This is a genomic window from Mesorhizobium sp. J428 (genome assembly GCF_024699925.1).
GTDB lineage: Bacteria > Pseudomonadota > Alphaproteobacteria > Rhizobiales > Rhizobiaceae > Mesorhizobium_A.
The window spans coordinates 2,393,864-2,410,942 of sequence record NZ_JAJOMX010000001.1 but is presented as its reverse complement, the minus strand read 5'-3'; the positions used below and the strand labels follow the sequence as shown (position 1 = coordinate 2,410,942).

Sequence of the window (17,079 nt, the reverse complement as noted above, 5' to 3'; positions counted from 1 at the left end):
TACCCATGCCAAACATCCAGGTGTCAGGCTCATTGGACACCGCAACCTGCTAATCACAGATAGGAGACGAAAATGTCCAAAGTTGAATGGCTGAACACAAAATATGGCCGCCTCGCCTGGCGGCAAGACGGCGCGTTCGACGGTGTGCCTTTGCTCTTGCTGCAGCGCTTTCGCGGCACCATGGACGACTGGGATCCGGACTTCATCGCAGCCCTGTCACAAAAGCGCCGCATAATCCGCGTCGACAGCGCCGGGATCGGACGATCAGACGGAACGGTGCCCGACACGATTGCGGGCATTGCCGATGTGGCGGCCGAAGTGGTCCGCGAACTTGGCTTGCCCCAAGTTGACGTGCTAGGCTGGTCCCTTGGCGGGATCATCGCCCAGCAACTCACCTTGGATTATCCTGATCTAGTCCGTCGCCTTGTCGTTGCAGGTTCGAGCCCTGGGGCCGTGGAAGGCGGGCCGGAGCCGCATCCCCGCGTGTCACAGGTCATGACGAAGCCCGAAAATGACGAGGACGACTTTCTGTTCCTCTTCTATCCGGAAACGGAGACTGCCAAGTCCGCTGGACGCAACTCTCTTGCGCGTATTCGCAACCAGCCGGACCGAGGACCGAACGTATCCGCACCAGGGTTCACGGGCCAGATCAAAGCCATCATGTCCTGGCCCGGATCGCTGTCCCGCGCCGATGAGTTCCGGCTGCCCATGCTGATTGCCAACGGAGCCCATGACGTGATGCTCCCAGCCTACCGGTCCTATGCCTTGTCGCAAAAGGTGCCGAACGCGAAACTCGTGATCTATCCCGATGCAGGCCACGGGTTCCTGTTTCAGGAGATCGCGGACTTCACCCGTGAAGTGGATGTCTTCCTCGCGAAGTAGCGTCTCGGGGTGGCCTGCATGGTCGCCGCCAGACATCGGACGGCCGCATTCGCTGCACGCAGACCCGCGCCATCAACGGTAGCGGCTAGAATGTCACGTTCATACGCGGCGCCGGCGTAGGTTGGTAACCGCCAATCGACCGGAAGCGATTCGAACTTTTTTAACCCAAAACGCCGCCGTTTCTATGCATTTTCGTACACGGACCTTTTCCCGCTCTTGGCGCGGGCGTAGTTTCGACGGTTATCGATGGCTTTGGAGGGCTATCGATGGTATTTGGCGCACCCGACAAGATTCGAACTTGTGACCTTTGCCTTCGGAGCAATTTAAGCTGCCCATCCGAAAAACGCGATAGGGCACGCTATGATACGCTATCCATCTGAAACCACTGGATATTCTGAAAAACACGAGCGACGTTCCTATCCGAAAATTCGCTCTGATTTCCGCCCGGCTGCTTACGTGGTGCTTACGCGAGAGATCAGGGCCGAGACGGAGGAACGTCATGGCTAAGCTGACCAAAAGGGTTGTCGACGCGACTGAGGTCCAGGAGAAGGACTATGTCATCTGGGACGACGAATTGCCCGGTTTCGGACTTCGCGTTTTTGCTTCCGGGAGGCGGAGCTACGTCATCCAGTATCGAGCGGGTGGCCGGTCACGTCGCTATACAATCGGACTCCACGGTGTTTGGACTCCTGAGACTGCCCGGCAGGAGGCGAAGATTCAGTTCGGCCGTGTCGCCCAAGGCGACAACCCTGCCGAAGAACGCCAGCTCGACCACAATGCAATCACCGTGAAGGAGCTGTGTACGCGCTATCTCGACGATTTGAAGGCCGGCCTCATCCTTGGGAAAGGCGGGCGTCCCAAGAAGCCGACGACGATCGTTACCGACACCGGCCGGATTGAGCGCCACGTCGTTCCGCTCCTCGGGACACGCAGGGTCAAGGATCTCACCAAGGCCGACATCAACAAATTCCTCAAGGATGTCATGGCCGGAAAGACGCGCGTCTCGGTCAAGACCAAGAATCTGCGCGGCAAGGCGATCGTCCGCGGCGGCGCAGGAACCGCAACGCGCACAGTCGGACTCCTCGGCGGCATCCTCACCTATGCCATCGAGGCCGGTATCATTGAGAGCAACCCCGCGCATGGCATTCGCAAACCAAAGGACAACGTGCGCAAGCGCCGGCTATCCGAGGCGGAGTATCGGACGCTGGGACAGATACTGCGAGACGCTGCTGAGCAGGAGAAATATGCCACGACTGTCGACATCATTCGCCAGATCGCGCTGACCGGCTGCCGGCGCAGCGAGATGATTGGTCTGAAATGGACAGAGGCCGACACCGAAGCGAGCTGTCTGCGCCTGGAGGACAGCAAGGAAGGCGAGTCCATTCGTGCGATAGGCCTGCCGGTCATCGAGTACCTTGAGCAACGGCGCGCGAGTGGCGTGGCCACATATGTCTTTCCCGGCCAGGGTGACGACAACGTTTTCGGCAGCTTCCCGAACCACTGGAAGCAGATATTCAAGGATTCTCCGCTCTCGGATGTGACGCCGCATGTCCTGCGCCACAGCTTCGCCAGCATCGCTAATGATCTGGGCTTCACCGAAGTGACGATTGCGGCCCTGGTAGGTCATGCAAAGGGATCGGTCACGAGCAAATATATTCACACGATCGATACGGCGCTGATCATGGCCGCGGACACCATATCCGGTTACATCCAAGGACTGCTCGACGGATTTGAATTCAAGCAGACAGCGTATGCGCTGGACCGCGGATCGAGAAAGGCTGCGCTGGCGCGTTTCCTGACGCAAGCTGCGGGGGACGAGGTCGAGGAGGACCTGCCGGAGCGTCATCTGGCCGCCTAACCTGACTGGCTTCCGGCGAATGGAGGCCCTTGGGCTGCGGGCCTGGCTCGATGAAGAGGAATTCGCAATCCGCTTTCCGGATACCAAGAGCGGCGCGCAAGCAGATCATTGCCACGATGCCCCATGATCGGCTCGATCAGTTTCTCACCACCGCCAATCGCTTCGACACGCCGATCGGCAATGTCGAGAAGGTCTTTTGGATCTGGCAGGTGCTGGTTCGCATACAGCAAGAGCAGGGAGATAGGTGTTGACGCTTGACGTATAGCGTCAACACCTGTACGACTAGAACTACATGATCCTGAGCTATCGAGACAAAAAGACGGAGCAGTTCGCGAAGGGGGAGTTCGTCAAAGCCTTTCAAGGTTTTGAAGATCAGGCCGCCCGGCGGCTGTCGATCCTGAACGCGGCACTCTCGCTTGATACGCTGCGCGCCCTGCCGGGAAACCGGCTAGAAGCGCTCAAAGGAGATCGTGCCGGACAGTATTCCATTCGAATCAACCAGCAATGGCGCATCTGTTTCGAGTGGCCGGCCGGTCAAACCGGGCCGGGCTATGTTGAAATCGTGGACTATCACTGAGGAAAGGAGATCAGGCCATGTTCATGAGAGCCGTTCATCCCGGCGAAGTCCTCAAGGACGAGCTGGAAGAACTGAATGTGACGCCGACGGAGTTTGCGCGCCAGATCGACGTGCCGCCGAACCGCGTCAGCCAGATCATCGCGGGCAAGCGCGCCGTGACCGGCGACACCGCGTTGCGCTTCGGGCACTGGTTCGGCACTGATCCGCAGTTCTGGCTCAATCTGCAAAGCGCCTATGAAATCCGCATCGCCGAGGAAAAGGCGGGGCGGGAGATCGCACGGCTGCCTGTGCGGGCCGGAGCAACGCGGTCCGACGCGTCGAGCATCGCGTAGAGACCGAACCCATGCGCATTACCCGGCTCCACATTCAGAATTTCCGATCCGTCAAGGACCTCACCGTCGATCTTGGCGAGACAACCGTCTTGATCGGGCAAAACAACGCCGGGAAAACCGCAATCATTGACGCTGTGCGTATTGTGCTCACGAGGCGGTGGGGGCAGCGCGGAACGGGGTTTACTGAAAACGACGTTCATCGCCCTGATCCCGATTGCGATCCGCGCACGCAGCCTCCCGTCACGATCACGCTGGCGATGGAGGAAAGCGAGCCTAACGAATGGGACGCCGACATGGTCGCCGCCCTTACCGATATCATCACTATCCATGCTGACGGCGTCCGCAACGCTCTGACGCTGCGCGTCACATGCGCCTGGGACCCCGACAAGGAGGTATTCGATCCCGCCTGGCAGTTTCTGGATTCCGCTGGCGAGCCTCTGCCAGAGCGGCGGCGATCTATCAATCTGACCGGCTTTTTTGGCTATATGCCGATCTTCTGGCTTGGAGCCTTGCGCGACGCCGCCGACGAGTTCACACCTCGCTCCGGTCACTGGGGCCGACTGCTCCGCAGTGTCCGGATCCCGCCGGAGCTGGAAGCAGAAGCTCTCAAGACTCTGGCCGATCTCGACGCCAAGATCATCGCGGCTGACCCGCGACTGACCGACATCGCCACAATGATCGGCGAGGCTACGCGCGTTGCCGTCGGCGAAGGCCCTGGGTCGGCACGGCTAAACACCCTGCCGCTGGCGATGGAGGAAATGCTCCAACGGACCGGAATCGTCATGCGCAACGAGGACTTGCGGCCTTGGCTTCCCCTTGGCCATCATGGTCAGGGACTTCAGAGCCTCGCCGTGATTTTCCTGTTTCAGGCCGCTGTGCTGCAACAGCTTGCCGAGGCGGAGCAGCCCGGCGTGGAAGCGGTCTTCGCGATCGAGGAACCCGAGGCCCATCTCCATCCACAGGCTGCGAGGACTCTTTGGAGATCGGACGCAGGCGCTGTCCGGGCAAAAGCTCATGACGACGCACTCGCCTTATTTTGTGCAGCATGTTCCGCTTCGCGATCTTCGACTGGTGCGCCTTCGCGGTGGCCAAACCGAAGTCAGTGCGCTCCCTGGCGTAGTGATTTCCGATTTGCCCTGGAATGGATCGCTGGACGGGTTTCTGCAGGGCGGAGGCAGCCGCGTATTTCAACGTGATCCGACGACCGGCCGTCTTGCCGCGCGGTCCTGGTTCGATGAGGCAATGGATAACGCGCTGGCCCATTGCTATCGCAATGATGCCGACGCGGGGGCACGGCAGGCCGAGATTGCGGCGCTTCGCCACAAATGCCGCGTCCTACCGACAGTCGACGACGAGAATGAGCTGGGATTCCACGGTCGCCGTGTCCGTGGCGAGATCTTCTTCGCGCGCCGCTGGATACTGGTTGAAGGCGTGACCGAGTATCTGCTGCTCCATGCGCTCGGCAACGCCCTCAATCTTCCGCTCGACACGCACGGGATCGCCGTCATTGACTTTCAGCAGAGCGGCAGCGCCGGAATCTATCCGGCGCTCGCTGAGGCGTTCGGCATCCCTTGGCACATGATTACGGACGGCGATCAGGAAGCCGCGAAGTTCCGCCAGCAGATACTGGATCGAGGCTTCACGGAAAACGACCTCACCGGCAAATTTACAACATTGTCGCAGGATCACGATCTTGAAGATCAGTTGCTCGCTGACGGCCACGAACAGCTTCTGCGCGAGATCATGGGCACGGTCGGAGGACAGACTGCTCTTACCTGCCCGTTCGACGAGTTTAAGAGGCGCCTCAAAAACAAGAAGACCGGATACATGGGCGCCTTGTCGCTGCGCGTCGCGGCAGACAGAGAACTTGCCGTGAAGATGCCTGCGCCGCTCGTTGACCTCATCAAGTCATTGGGTGGTGCCGTATGACAGAACCGCTCCAGGCAGCACTCGACAGACTGAGCCCGACACAGCGCAAGGCGGCGGACTGGCAGGACGGCGCGGCGCTCGTCCTCGCGGGACCAGGAGTCGGAAAGACGACGGTGCTGACCACCCGCATCGCCCAGATTCTGAACGACAGCCGAAACAAGAATTTCCGCATCCTCGCCCTGACGTTCACGACGAAGGCAGGCGACGAGATGCGTGAGCGTGTCGAAGCCCTCGTGCCCGGCCTGACCGATCGAACGTTCATCGGCACTTTCCATAGCTTTTGTGCGCAGATTTTGCGCCAGCACGGATCGCATATCGGAATCAAGCCCGACTTCGGCATTTACGATCAGGACGACGACCGCCGGGAGCTGTTGCGTGAAGCACTCGTGGCTGCCGCCGATGAAGGGGCGGACGTAACACCTGACGACGTTCGGTGGCTGCGTGCCATCGACCAACTACGCAGCAGTCTTGTCAGCGCTGAAAAGACGGCGCGGCATTTCCGCGATCCGGCGGCCGGCGAGCGCGCCGCGCGTGTTTACGCAATCTATGAGGCCGCGTTGCGCGCCAACAATTCCCTCGATTTCAACGGCATGATTCTAGACGCATGCCGGCTGGCCCATCAGGTTCCGGCTGTGGCCGCCAGGACGCGGCAGTCTTACCCGTACTGGCTTATCGACGAATTCCAGGACACGACGCCCGCCCAATACCGGCTGGTGCGCTTCTTTGCGGGCGACGATTTCAAGAATGTCTTTGCCGTCGCCGACGATGACCAGATCATCTACCAATGGGCCGGGGCTAGCTATCGGCAAATTCAACAGTTCCGCGAGCATTTCTCGCCGGACTTGATCCAGTTGGTCGAAAATCGGCGCTGCCCTCCTGCCATCGTGCAGGCCGCCAACAATCTCATCGGCCATAACTCCGACAGGACACCTGGCAAGGAGCCGCTTGTCGCGACACTTCCCGGCGAAGGTCCTGCCATATTGCTGCGGACCTTCGGGACGGACGCAGAGGAAGCCGATGGCATTGCCGATGATATTGCCGGGATCGCCACCGCCGAACGAGGCGAGGTTGCAGTTCTCGGCAGGACAAGAGCCATTCTCCAGCCGGTGCTGGATGCCCTGAAGGCGCGGGGCGTCACCGCCTCGATCGCGGTACGGCGCGACCGATTTATCTCCCCGCAATTTGCCTGGCTTCAGAGCTGCCTCGACCTGTCCCTTCGCCCCGGCGACCGACAAGTCTTCACGGCGCTCGCAGCGGCTGCAAACCGCATAGCCGGCTTGCAGCTCGACACAGCACTTTTGCTCGCCGAGGCGGCATCCACCGGGACCAGTTACCTGGAGCACTGGGCGTTGGCTGCCGAAGCGAGTCAGAACGAGATCGCCATGAACTTGTCAGCGATAGCTCTCCGGCTGGTGCAATCCCGGTCAAACTGGCAGCAGATTGTCACAGAGGCGATCACCTTCCTGATGACGACGGCGGAAGCGCCCGAGGGCGTCATCAGCGACGCCGCAGAAGACAAGGCCGCGTGGGAAACAGCGCACAGGGCCATCAGGGCCGAGAAGGGCGCGCCGCCCGATCTTGATGAGCTTCTCCAAGGCATGAAGCTGCGGCCCAAGGAGCCGCCTCCCGACCCAACTGCCGTCCGGCTTCTCACGATTCACGCGGCAAAGGGTCTGGAGTTCGATCGTGTCTGGCTCATCGGCATGGCGGAGTCAGTGCTGCCGTCCTGGCAAAGCCTCAAGTACAACGCTGCGCCGTCGGAGCTTGAAGAAGAGCGACGCAACTGTTTCGTCGGCATCACGCGCACGAAGATGCAGCTCGTTTTGACGCGGGCAGAGCAATACCAAGGCTACCGAAAAGCACCCTCGCGTTTTCTGGAGGAAATGGGTCTCAATGAACCGCAAGAGGGGACGGCATGAACGCCGTTGAAATTGAAGAAGCCGTTTCCGCGCTGGCGGAACGCCCGTTTGATGCCGAGGAGTTTCCGTTCTCGTTCCTTGAAGCCTTCGGAAACAAGGAGACGACCATCAAGCGCCTGCGGAGCGGCGCGTCGAACAAGTCCGACGTTGGCGGCGTATTTCAGCACAACAACATACACATCGCCGTCGCCGCGACCGGCGAAGTGGGGCGGACATTGGCGGCGCTTCGCGCCAGCCCGGCCACCGCCCGCGCGAAGGCGAAGTTCGTGCTGGCGACTGACGGCGACACCTTCGAGGCCGAGGATGTGGAAACGGGCGAAACGGCCGCTTGCCCCTACGCTGACTTTCCCAATCATTTCGGCTTTTTCCTGGCGCTGGCGGGGATCACCACCATCCGGCAGGTCCGCGAAAGCAGCTTCGACATCCGCGCCACCAGCCGCTTGAACCGCCTCTATGTCGAGTTGTTGAAGGACAATCCCGAATGGGGCACGACCGAGCGTCGCCCCGACATGAACCATTTCATGGCACGGCTGATCTTCTGCTTTTTCGCCGAGGACACGGACATCTTCCAGGGCACCGACCTGTTCACGGCCACTATCGAGAAGATGAGCGCACGGGACTCGTCCAACACCCATGAGGTGATTGGAGCGCTGTTCCGCGCCATGAACACGAAAAAGGAGGATCGTGCCGCTGCGGACCTGCCCCGTTGGGCCAACGTCGATTTTCCCTACGTGAATGGCGGGCTGTTCTCTGGCAGCATGGACGTGCCGCGCTTCAGCCGGATCGCCCGCTCCTATCTCCTCCATATCGGCAATCTCGACTGGACGAAGATCAACCCGGACATATTTGGGTCGATGATCCAGGCCGTCGCCGACGATGACGAGCGTGGCGCGCTTGGGATGCACTACACGAGCGTGCCGAACATCCTGAAGGTGCTGAACCCGCTCTTCCTCGACGACCTGCGTGAGCAACTGGAGACGGCGGGCGACAATGCCCGCAAGCTGCTCAACCTGCGCAATCGCATGGCCCGCATCAGGGTGTTCGATCCGGCCTGCGGCTCGGGCAACTTCCTTGTCATCGCCTACAAGGAAATGCGCAAGATCGAGGCTGAGATCAACGAGCGGCGCGGCGAGGCAGACCGGCGCACCGAAATCCCTCTGACCAACTTTCGCGGCATCGAGCTGCGCGACTTTCCGGCCGAGATCGCGCGCCTGGCGTTGATCATCGCCGAATATCAGTGCGACGTACTCTATCGCGGCCAGAAGGAGGCGCTGCGCGACTTCCTGCCGCTCGACGCCATGAACTGGATTACGTGCGGCAACGCCCTGCGGCTCGACTGGCTCAGCATTTGCCGCTCGACCGGCACCATTGTGAAGCACCAGGCCGAAGACCTGTTTCACACCCCGCTCGATCAGGCGGAGATCGATTTCGAGAACGAGGGCGGGGAGACCTACATTTGCGGAAATCCGCCCTATAAGGGCAGTCAGACGCAGACCAAAGAACAGAAAGAAGACCTCGCCCACGTCTTCGGCCCCTATGGGGTCTCACCGAAGCAAATAGACTACGTTGGCGGATGGTTCATGAAAGCAGCTGAGTATGCGCGCCACACGGTCGCCGACGCTGCCTTTGTCAGCACAAATTCGATATGTCAGGGTCGCATAGTACCCATACTGTGGCCCAAGATATTCGAGATGGGCGCTCACATACACTTCGCGCATACGTCATTCAAATGGGCGAATTTGGCGAGCAACAAGGCCGGCGTCACCGTGGTGATCGTCGGCATATCCAATCAACCGGGCAGGATAAGGCGGCTGCTCTCGATCGCTGATGATGGCGCGACGATCCAAAAGGAAGCAGAGAACATCAACGCCTATCTTGTGCCGGGGTCCAACATTGTTGTCGCCTCCCTTAGCAGGCCGATCAGTGCTCTGAATGAAATGACCTTTGGCAATATGCCCAATGACGGAGGCCATTTGCTGCTGGATACGGATGAAGCGTCGGTGGCCATCACACAGCACGGCGTGCCGCAAACATTCATCCGACCATTTGTGGGATCGCAAGAATTCATTCGTGGGATTGAGCGTAGGTGCATTTGGATCAGACACGATGAATATGAAATCGCCAAGCGGAACACATGGTTGAAGGGTAGATTCGAGAACGTTCGAGCTCAGCGGGTGGCATCTACTCGATCGACAACGAAAGCACTCGCTGCGACGCCGCATAGATTTGGCGAGGTGCGACAATCGGGCGATGAGCGTTCAATAATCGTGCCTAGCGTCTCTTCGGAGGTGCGTGAGTACTGCCAATCGGACTGCTGCCTCAACGTTCTGTAGTCAGCAATCTGGCCTTCGCGCTTTTCGATGCACCGCTGTGGAACGTGGCTATCATTGCCTCACGTATGCACATCGTCTGGGTGCGCACCGTGTGCGGCCAGCTAGAAACGCGCATTCGATATTCCAACACGCTCGGCTGGAACACATTCCCTGTCCCGACGCTGACCGAGAAGAATAAGGCCGACCTAGCCCGCTGCGCCGAAGACATTCTGTTGGCGCGCGAGGCGCATTTCCCGGCGACTATCGCTGATCTCTACGATCCCGAGGCAATGCCCGAAGATTTGCATGAGGCGCATGAGCGCAACGATGAGGCGTTGGAGCGCATCTATATCGGTCGCCGGTTTCGCAACGACACCGAGCGGCTGGAAAAGCTGTTCGAACTATATACGAAGATGACCGCAGGAGCGGGTGCAACGACGAAACGGAAGGCGGGGGCAAGCGCGTGACCGACGAAAAGAAAACAGTTCCTTCCGTTTCAGTATCCTATGCCCGCAACGGCAGCTCGACCAAGTCCAATGCGCTGGGTATGCGCCCAATGCAGGAACGCGCCTACGAGAAGCGGGGCGAGCAATACCTGCTCATCAAGTCGCCCCCGGCGTCGGGCAAGAGCCGGGCGCTCATGTTTATCGCGCTCGACAAGCTCGCCAATCAGGGGCTGAAACAGGCGATCATCGTCGTGCCGGAAAAATCCATCGGCGCGAGCTTCAACAACGAGCCACTGACCAAGTTCGGCTTTTGGGCAGATTGGATCGTCGCTCCCAAGTGGAATCTCTGCAACGCCCCTGGCGAGGATAATGGCGGCAAGGTCAATTCCGTCGGCGCTTTCCTTGAAAGCGACGACACTGTGCTGGTCTGCACCCATGCCACCTTCCGCTTCGCCGTGGAAAAATTCGGTATCGAGGCGTTCGACGACCGACTGATTGCCGTGGACGAGTTCCACCATGTTTCTGCCAATCCAGATAACAAGCTGGGCCTGCATCTCGGGGCTTTCATCGGCCGCGACCGTGTGCATGTCGTTGCGATGACCGGCTCCTATTTCCGGGGCGACGCTGAAGACGTGCTGGCCCCGCAGGACGAGTCGAAGTTCGATGCCGTCACCTACACCTATTATGAGCAGCTCAACGGCTACGAATATCTGAAGCAGCTCGACATCGGCTATTTCTTCTACTCCGGCGCCTATGCCGACGACATTCTCAATGTCCTCGACCCCGCCGAGAAAACCATCATCCACATCCCGAGCGTCAATTCGCGCGAGAGCACGAAGGACAAGATTAGGGAAGTGGAGCATATCATCGAGGAGCTGGGCGAATGGCAGGGCACTGACCCTGCCACTGGCTTCCAGTTGGTCAAAACACCGGAAGACCGAATCCTGCGTATCGCCGACCTAGTGGACGATGATGCGGCCAAGCGGGATCGCGTTTCCGCCGCACTGAAGGACCCGGCGCAGAAGAACAACCGCGACCATGTGGACATCATCATCGCGCTCGGCATGGCGAAGGAGGGTTTCGACTGGATTTGGTGCGAGCACGCGCTGACTGTCGGCTATCGCTCCAGCCTGACCGAGATCGTTCAGATCATTGGCCGCGCTACCCGTGACGCACCGGGCAAGACCCGCGCGCGCTTCACCAATCTGATCGCCGAACCCGACGCCTCCGAAGAAGCTGTCACCGAGGCCGTCAACGACACGCTAAAAGCCATTGCCGCCAGCCTGCTGATGGAGCAGGTGCTTGCCCCGCGTTTCGAGTTCAAGCCCAAGAATCCGACCAACGTCGCGACCCCCGGCTTCGATTATGGCGAAGGCGGCTATGATCCCGAGAAATGCAATGTCGGTTTCAATGAGGAACGAGGCACCTTCCAGATTGAGATCAAGGGACTCGCAGAACCCAAGAGCAAGGAAGCGGCGCGCATCTGTCAGGAGGATTTGAACGAGGTGATTGCGTCCTTCGTTCAGGACAAGACCGCCATCGAGCGCGGCCTTTTCGACGAAGAGCTTGTGCCCGAGGAGCTGACCCAGCTCCGCCTGGGCAAGATCATCAAGGACAAATACCCCGAGCTTGACGAAGAGGATCAGGAGGCGGTGCGCCAGCACGCCATCGCTGCCCTCAACCTCACCCAGCAGGCCAAGCAGGTTGCGCTTGGCGGCGGCGACGCAGAACCCGGTGCCAACACCGGTCTGATCGACGGCGTGCGCAAGTTTGCGATGGACGTGCGCGAACTGGACATCGACCTGATCGACCAGATCAATCCGTTCGGCGAAGCCTATGCGATCCTTGCCAAGACCATGAGCGAAGAGAGCCTGAAACAGGTGGCGGCGGCAATTGCCGCCAAGCGCACGAGCCTGACGCCGGAGGAAGCCAAGGAACTGGCCGTGCGGGCTGTCAGATTCAAGAAGGAGCGGGGACGGCTGCCGTCGATCAGCTCGACGGATGCTTGGGAGAAGCGGATGGCCGAAGGCGCAGCCGCCTTTGTCCGCTTTAAGGATGAGGGCCGCTATGAGTGACCTCGACCTCGACGAACTGCGTTCCGAACTCGACGACTTCGCCCAGCCGGAGAAGAAAGGTGGCCGCTCGCCGCGTGAAGAGCGCATCATCGCTGGATTTGAGGAGATCCAGCGATTTGTTGAGCAACATGGCCGCGTCCCCCAACATGGCGAGGATCGGGACATCTTCGAGCGCCTTTATGCCGTGCGCCTTGACCGGCTCCGCGCCCTTGAGGAGTGCCGCGTTCTGTTAACTCCGCTCGATCATCAGGGCATGCTAGCCGGCGCGGAAGCCGGCGCCGTCGCGCCCGTGGATGATATCGACGAGGACGAGTTGTTGGCCGAGCTAGAGGGCGCGGCTGGCGCGTCGGATATCACCGACCTTCGCCATGTCCGCACCAGCGCCGAGAAACGCGCCGCCGAGGAGATCGCCAATCGTGAGAAGTGCGAGGACTTCGACCGCTTCAAGCCGCTGTTCCAGCAGGTGCAGGCCGACCTGGACTCCGGTATGCGGACAACCCGGCCCTTCGTGAAGGATGCCGGGTTTCTGAAAGCCGACATCACGCAGGGGCAGTTCTTCATTCTTGGCGGGCAGGTCGCCTATGTCGCGGTGGTCGGCGAGTCCTTCAAAGCGCCGAACGGGGAAACCGATGCCCGCTTGCGCGTTATCTATTCCAACGCAACGGAGAGCAACCTGCTTCTCCGCTCGCTCCAGCGGGCTTTATATAAAGACGAGGCCGGGAGGCGGATCACCGAGCCAACCGCCGGCCCGTTGTTCGCCGGGGAGAACGACGAAGGCGACCTGGCCAGCGGCACCATCTATGTCCTGCGGAGCAAGGCCGACCATCCCATTGTCGCGGCCAACCGCGACGTGCTGCACAAGATCGGCGTCACCGGGGGCGACGTGCCGCGCCGCATCGCCAACGCGAAACTCGACCCGACTTTCCTGATGGCGGACGTGGAGATCGTCGCGACCTACGAGCTCTACAACATCAACCGCACCAAGCTGGAAAATCTCATCCATCGCATCTTCGACCCGGCTCGGCTCGACATCGAGATCAAGGATCGGTTCGGCAATCCGGTTATCCCGCGCGAATGGTTCCTTGTCCCCATCTTCGTCATCGACGATGCGGTTGAACGGATCAAAGATGGCACGATCACCGAGTAATTTACGATCCGGCAGGGGCACGCCTGGTTCGTCATGGGGGAAGATTGAAGGTACAGCCATGACTACGATGCGGGGGGACATCGTCAATCGGGTCAAGCGGCTGCCGAAGCCGTCGCTCGCGGCCGAGGCACTACAGCCCGTTTTCGAGGCCGTGAGCAATTCGCTCCATGCCGTCGAAGATGCGTTTGGGGAGCAGTATCAGGACAGGGGTGCGATCACTGTTACGATCCGAAACCCGCGTGCGCCGGATGACATCGAAATCATCGTCGATGACAATGGCGTCGGGCTTGAGCCCGTGCGCTTCGAGGCATTCTGCACGACAGATACCGATTACAAGATCAGTCGCGGCGGCAAAGGCGTCGGGCGACTGCTATGGCTTGATGCCTTTGAAAGCATCAAGGTCGTCAGTGTGTGCCGGGACCAGGGAAACTTGTTCCGCCGGTCATTCACATTCCGACTGGAAACACAGGACCAGATCACGGACGAGGTAATAGAGCCGCTTGGTGCTGCCGCGGCGAACACAGGCACCGCAATTACCTTTAGGGGGCTGCGCGGCACGGCCTATCGCGCCAAGTTTCCGAGCCAGAACGCCACCATCGTCAAGCACTTCGGATCGCACTTTTTTGCGGATTTCATCATGGGGCGATCACCGACGGTGATCGTCGACATTGAGAGCAATGCAACCACGTTCCCCGCGGAGATTCAGAATCTTCGGATCGAGGATCGGGGTGTCGCCACCGTCGAAAGCGGGGAATTCGGCACTCTCTCACTCGCCAATTTCGTTTGTCACAAGGCGGCAAGCGCCAATTTCGATGGCCTGCATCAGATGCATTTGGTCGCCAACGGCCGGACCGTGACCACGCGCAAAATCGATGGTCTGATCGGCATCGGCCGTTTTGGTCCAAACGGCGACAGCGTGTACCACGGCTGCGTCACCGGCGATTTTCTGGATGAGCGGGTCAATCAGGAACGGACGCAGTTCAACTTCGACGAAAGCATTGTCGAGGAGATATTGCGGGAATGCTCCGACCATGTGCGGTCAAACGCGATCCACGAAGAGATCACGGAGTTTGACAATCAACGCCTTGGAACGATGCAGGAGTTCGTTCAGGAATACCCCTCCTTCGGATTTGAAGAAGCCTTGGAACTGCTGGCGCGAACGCCGAAGAACGCTGTGAAGCCCGAGCAGTTCGCCCAAGCCCTGATCCCGATCCGGATTCGGCGCGACAAGGAGCGTAACGAAACGATCCAGAAGATCGTCTCCCAGCTTGGGGGGAACGAGGATGTTCCGGCAGATTTTGCCGAGGCGGTCCGCAAGGCCGCCGATGATATTCGGGCCGAAGAGCAGCGCCAGCTCACCGAGTATGTTTTGCGGCGGAAGACCGTCCTGGACGTGATGGACGTCCTTATTCGCCGTATCCGCGAACGCGAGGACGGGTCACAGGAATTTCATCTGGAGGAAACCCTGCATCAGTTCATCTGCCCCATGAAGCTCCGGGGCGATGATCCGGCCAAAGTTGAACGGGCGGACCACGATCTCTGGATTATTGATGAACGCCTCACGTTCACGAAATACTTTGCGTCCGACGTGCCGTTCACGCAGCTTGTCGAGGGCGATGCAAGCACGAAACGGCCCGATCTCCTCATCTATGATCGCCTTCATGGGTTAGGAGCTGAGGGTGAAGACCCGCTGAAACGGGTTATGCTGGTCGAATTCAAGCACCCTGGGCGGAAAGACTACGACGAGCGCTACACGCCCATGAGCCAAATCAGCGAGTAATTACAAAGCTGCAAAAGGGCGAGATTATGGACTTCCGCAATGCGCGAGTGCGCGTTGCGGATGACTGCATTTTCTATTGCTACGTCGTCGCTGACATCGTTGGAAAGCTCGAGATTCACACGAATGGTTGGCGCACAACGTCAAATGGTCGTGGCCGCATTCAGGAGCTCGGCGGCAAGTTCCGCGGCATAATCGAGGTGATAGAGTGGGCCGATTTGATCGGGGACGCGCGCTTGCGGAACCATGCCTTTATCACTGCGGCTGGGCTAAGATATGATCGGCATCCATAATAGCGCCCCTGGCTGGCATCGGTTGTGCCCTAACGCTCTATTTATTGTGTCACCTGTGCGGCAACCGCAGCGTGCGGCATCAGGAATTCGGCGATATCCCCAATAACATTCGTCAGATCGCCGGGATCGAGGGCGACGTCTTCAGCGAATGCCTTCCATTGCCGCTGTTTCTGTTCGTCTGCCGCGAATGCTGGTGTGAGTGCGTCCGGCAATTCTGTCGGAATCGGCGTTCCGCGACGGGCGAAGGTCGCTGCAATGGCACGCGGCAGCCGGTCATCGTGGAATGCGAACGATCGGCTGAGAATCCAGATGTCATAGAAGTCCTTCATCCGGCTGTTCGCGCGGCCGAGCGCCACCATCGCCTGGAACTTCTCGGCGATGACCGTCTCGCGGGCATAGGCCCTTAGCCGGGGCGCAGGGAAATCTAGCAGCGTCGGATAGTCCAGCATCTCAGCGCCCGGCTCCAGCGCGTCGCCGAAGCCGATATCGATCGACAGGCTGATCCGTGCTCCGCTGATCGAGGCCGTGGTTTTGAGCCTCAGCCCGCCATAGTCCACATCTTCCCGGATGCGATCGACCCGAAGGGCGCCGACGTCGAAGCTCACCCCGTCATTCGCGGCATCGGCAAGGATTTCCCGGAATGTTTCCAACATCTCTTCGGGCTCGGGATCCCCGAAGCCCAGCAGATCGAGATCGCGCGTGCCGCGGTGCGGATCGTCGAACCAGCTCATGAAGAGCATGGCGCCCTTGAGCACGAAGCGGTTTGAATGACGGGACTGGCCGAGACGGAAGAGGAGCCGTTCCAGCGCGAAGCGGGTTAGCACCAGCTCGAAACTCTGGCCGTTCTGCCTGGACAGTTGCAGCAGTCGCGCCCGGACGGAGGCGCCGATATTCCTGATCTCCTTAGCCATTGGCTGTCAGCGCCTCCAGATAAGGCCGGATGACCGTGGCCACGCCGCCGCGCTCGGCCTGGCTGGCAATCTCGCCCGGCGTGGCCTTGCGTTGACGCAGTGCTTCCTGGAGGCCTTCGATCGCGACTGTCAGGCCGATCTTGCTGCGATGCCGGAAGCAATCTGCGATGGTCTTGGCGACACCGAAGACCTTCACCGGCACACCTTCGATCTTGTGCGTCTCGATGCCCTCCGTGAGCAGGGCCTCAGTGAAGCGAACGATCCGAATGGAGGAATTATCGGGCTTGGGTGCCCAGTCCTTCTGTCCGATAGCGAGCCAGACCTTCCTCGGAAGCTGGTCGGTGAGGCCGTGGAAAGCGAGCGCCGAAACCAGGCAGATCACGCCCTTGGGCACACGCTTGGCGGCTTCGGCCAGGCCATGGCTTGCATCCAGCGGCGCATCGGGGAGCTGATATAGCCCCCGGGCGAGCCGCAGCACCTCGCCATCGCGCTCCATGCGGCTCATCGTGGCAGCGGTTATGCCAGCAGCGCGCAGTTCGGCCAGGCGCACGATTCCGCGCTCTTTGAGAAGAGCTTGGGCGGCTTGGCGCTGGGAGCCGGTCTGGCGCATGATACAAATAC

General features: G+C 60.0%; 12 protein-coding genes and 2 pseudogenes. 12 read left to right on the top strand and 2 right to left on the bottom strand.

Going from position 1 to position 17,079, the window contains the following annotated elements; translation table 11 throughout:
* Positions 1-72: 72 nt before the first annotated feature.
* The 12 genes and pseudogenes from LRS09_RS12215 to LRS09_RS12160 all read left to right on the top strand — a co-directional run bounded on the left by LRS09_RS12215 (position 73) and on the right by LRS09_RS12160 (position 15,257).
* Positions 73-882: an alpha/beta fold hydrolase gene (locus LRS09_RS12215; RefSeq protein ID WP_257806906.1), complete on the top strand. Its 810-nt coding sequence runs from the start codon at positions 73-75 to the stop codon at positions 880-882.
* Between the two features lie 499 nt (positions 883-1,381).
* The gene (locus LRS09_RS12210) at positions 1,382-2,740 is read left to right on the top strand and encodes a tyrosine-type recombinase/integrase (protein WP_257806904.1); all 1,359 of its coding nucleotides are present in this window, start codon (positions 1,382-1,384) and stop codon (positions 2,738-2,740) included.
* A gap of 50 nt (positions 2,741-2,790) precedes the next feature.
* Entirely contained in the window at positions 2,791-2,991 is a 201-nt protein-coding gene (locus LRS09_RS12205) for a hypothetical protein (RefSeq protein WP_257806902.1), read from the top strand.
* A 41-nt stretch (positions 2,992-3,032) separates the two neighbouring features.
* Positions 3,033-3,317 (top strand): type II toxin-antitoxin system RelE/ParE family toxin, encoded by a 285-nt coding sequence (locus LRS09_RS12200; RefSeq protein WP_257806900.1) that lies wholly within the window; start codon positions 3,033-3,035, stop codon positions 3,315-3,317.
* A 17-nt stretch (positions 3,318-3,334) separates the two neighbouring features.
* Positions 3,335-3,649, top strand: a complete 315-nt coding sequence (locus LRS09_RS12195; RefSeq protein ID WP_257806898.1) for a HigA family addiction module antitoxin — start codon at positions 3,335-3,337, stop codon at positions 3,647-3,649.
* An 11-nt stretch (positions 3,650-3,660) separates the two neighbouring features.
* Positions 3,661-4,845: an ATP-dependent endonuclease gene (locus LRS09_RS12190; protein ID WP_257806896.1), complete on the top strand. Its 1,185-nt coding sequence runs from the start codon at positions 3,661-3,663 to the stop codon at positions 4,843-4,845.
* A gap of 46 nt (positions 4,846-4,891) precedes the next feature.
* A complete protein-coding gene (locus tag LRS09_RS12185) occupies positions 4,892-5,578 on the top strand; it encodes an ATP-dependent endonuclease (protein ID WP_257806895.1) in 687 nt (228 codons plus the stop codon).
* Positions 5,575-7,497: an ATP-dependent helicase gene (locus LRS09_RS12180; protein ID WP_257806894.1), complete on the top strand. Its 1,923-nt coding sequence runs from the start codon at positions 5,575-5,577 to the stop codon at positions 7,495-7,497. The genes LRS09_RS12185 and LRS09_RS12180 overlap by 4 nt, the downstream gene beginning before the upstream one ends.
* A pseudogene (locus LRS09_RS12175) lies at positions 7,494-10,276 on the top strand (class I SAM-dependent DNA methyltransferase). The gene LRS09_RS12180 and the pseudogene LRS09_RS12175 overlap by 4 nt, the downstream one beginning before the upstream one ends.
* Positions 10,273-12,330 carry a DEAD/DEAH box helicase gene (locus LRS09_RS12170; protein ID WP_257806893.1) on the top strand — a complete coding sequence of 686 codons (2,058 nt, stop codon included), beginning with the start codon at positions 10,273-10,275 and terminating at the stop codon, positions 12,328-12,330. The pseudogene LRS09_RS12175 and the gene LRS09_RS12170 overlap by 4 nt, the downstream one beginning before the upstream one ends.
* Positions 12,323-13,539, top strand: a pseudogene (locus tag LRS09_RS12165) (GIY-YIG nuclease family protein). The gene LRS09_RS12170 and the pseudogene LRS09_RS12165 overlap by 8 nt, the downstream one beginning before the upstream one ends.
* Positions 13,536-15,257 carry an ATP-binding protein gene (locus LRS09_RS12160; RefSeq protein WP_257806891.1) on the top strand — a complete coding sequence of 574 codons (1,722 nt, stop codon included), beginning with the start codon at positions 13,536-13,538 and terminating at the stop codon, positions 15,255-15,257. The pseudogene LRS09_RS12165 and the gene LRS09_RS12160 overlap by 4 nt, the downstream one beginning before the upstream one ends.
* Positions 15,258-15,588: 331 nt before the next feature.
* Here LRS09_RS12160 and LRS09_RS12155 read toward each other — a convergent pair whose 3' ends face one another.
* Together LRS09_RS12155 and LRS09_RS12150 are read right to left on the bottom strand one after the other, a co-directional pair.
* A complete protein-coding gene (locus LRS09_RS12155; RefSeq protein ID WP_257806889.1) occupies positions 15,589-16,458 on the bottom strand; it encodes a nucleotidyl transferase AbiEii/AbiGii toxin family protein in 870 nt (289 codons plus the stop codon).
* Complete coding sequence (locus LRS09_RS12150) at positions 16,451-17,068, bottom strand: type IV toxin-antitoxin system AbiEi family antitoxin domain-containing protein (RefSeq protein WP_257806887.1); 618 nt, start codon at positions 17,066-17,068, stop codon at positions 16,451-16,453. The genes LRS09_RS12155 and LRS09_RS12150 overlap by 8 nt, the downstream gene beginning before the upstream one ends.
* Between the last annotated feature and the right edge of the window lie 11 nt (positions 17,069-17,079).

What these genes read in the sequence shown, in the direction of transcription:
- LRS09_RS12190 (WP_257806896.1), top strand. Translation starts at nt 3,661, where the DNA reads ATGCGCATTACCCGGCTCCACATTCAGAATTTCCGATCCGTCAAGGAC.
- LRS09_RS12180 (WP_257806894.1), top strand. Translation starts at nt 5,575, where the DNA reads ATGACAGAACCGCTCCAGGCAGCACTCGACAGACTGAGCCCGACACAG.
- LRS09_RS12185 (WP_257806895.1), top strand. Translation starts at nt 4,892, where the DNA reads ATGGATAACGCGCTGGCCCATTGCTATCGCAATGATGCCGACGCGGGG.
- LRS09_RS12210 (WP_257806904.1), top strand. Translation starts at nt 1,382, where the DNA reads ATGGCTAAGCTGACCAAAAGGGTTGTCGACGCGACTGAGGTCCAGGAG.
- LRS09_RS12195 (WP_257806898.1), top strand. Translation starts at nt 3,335, where the DNA reads ATGTTCATGAGAGCCGTTCATCCCGGCGAAGTCCTCAAGGACGAGCTG.
- LRS09_RS12150 (WP_257806887.1), bottom strand. Translation starts at nt 17,068, where the DNA reads ATGCGCCAGACCGGCTCCCAGCGCCAAGCCGCCCAAGCTCTTCTCAAA.
- LRS09_RS12160 (WP_257806891.1), top strand. Translation starts at nt 13,536, where the DNA reads ATGACTACGATGCGGGGGGACATCGTCAATCGGGTCAAGCGGCTGCCG.
- LRS09_RS12205 (WP_257806902.1), top strand. Translation starts at nt 2,791, where the DNA reads ATGAAGAGGAATTCGCAATCCGCTTTCCGGATACCAAGAGCGGCGCGC.
- LRS09_RS12215 (WP_257806906.1), top strand. Translation starts at nt 73, where the DNA reads ATGTCCAAAGTTGAATGGCTGAACACAAAATATGGCCGCCTCGCCTGG.
- LRS09_RS12200 (WP_257806900.1), top strand. Translation starts at nt 3,033, where the DNA reads ATGATCCTGAGCTATCGAGACAAAAAGACGGAGCAGTTCGCGAAGGGG.
- LRS09_RS12155 (WP_257806889.1), bottom strand. Translation starts at nt 16,458, where the DNA reads ATGGCTAAGGAGATCAGGAATATCGGCGCCTCCGTCCGGGCGCGACTG.